The sequence below is a fragment of the Streptomyces sp. NPDC051020 genome (assembly GCF_040683105.1).
Taxonomy (GTDB): domain Bacteria; phylum Actinomycetota; class Actinomycetes; order Streptomycetales; family Streptomycetaceae; genus Streptomyces.
In genome coordinates this window covers 60,193-60,731 of record NZ_JBFBCG010000042.1, presented here as the reverse complement: position 1 = coordinate 60,731, position 539 = coordinate 60,193, and the positions used below count along the sequence as shown (strand labels likewise).

The 539-nt window shown below is 69.6% G+C and carries 1 protein-coding gene; it reads right to left on the bottom strand.

Going from position 1 to position 539, the window contains the following annotated elements; genetic code table 11:
- Positions 1–492 (bottom strand): hypothetical protein (locus AB0N06_RS22910; RefSeq protein ID WP_366136538.1); only part of this gene is annotated, 492 nt, incomplete at its 3' end.
- Between the last annotated feature and the right edge of the window lie 47 nt (positions 493–539).

Genomic DNA, 539 nt, shown 5'->3' with positions numbered 1-539 from the left:
CACCAGGGCGACACCGGAGCCACCGGACCCCAAGGCAACCAGGGCGACCAGGGCCTCCAGGGCGTCCCCGGCAACCAGGGCTTCCAAGGCGACACCGGAGCCACCGGACCCCAAGGCAACCAGGGCAACCAGGGCGACACCGGCCTCCAGGGCATCCCCGGCAACCAAGGCTTCCAAGGCGACACCGGAGCCACCGGACCCCAAGGCAACCAAGGCCTCCAGGGCGACACCGGCCTCCAGGGAATCCCCGGCAACCAAGGCTTCCAAGGCGACACCGGAGCCACCGGACCCCAAGGCAACCAAGGCCTCCAGGGCGACCAGGGCCTCCAGGGCATCCCCGGCAACCAAGGCTTCCAAGGCGACACCGGCCTCCAGGGAATCCCCGGCAACCAAGGCTTCCAAGGCGACACCGGAGCCACCGGACCCCAAGGCAACCAAGGCCTCCAAGGCGACACCGGCCTCCAGGGAATCCCCGGCAACCAAGGCTTCCAAGGCGACACCGGAGCCACCGGACCCCAAGGCAACCAAGGCCTCCAAGG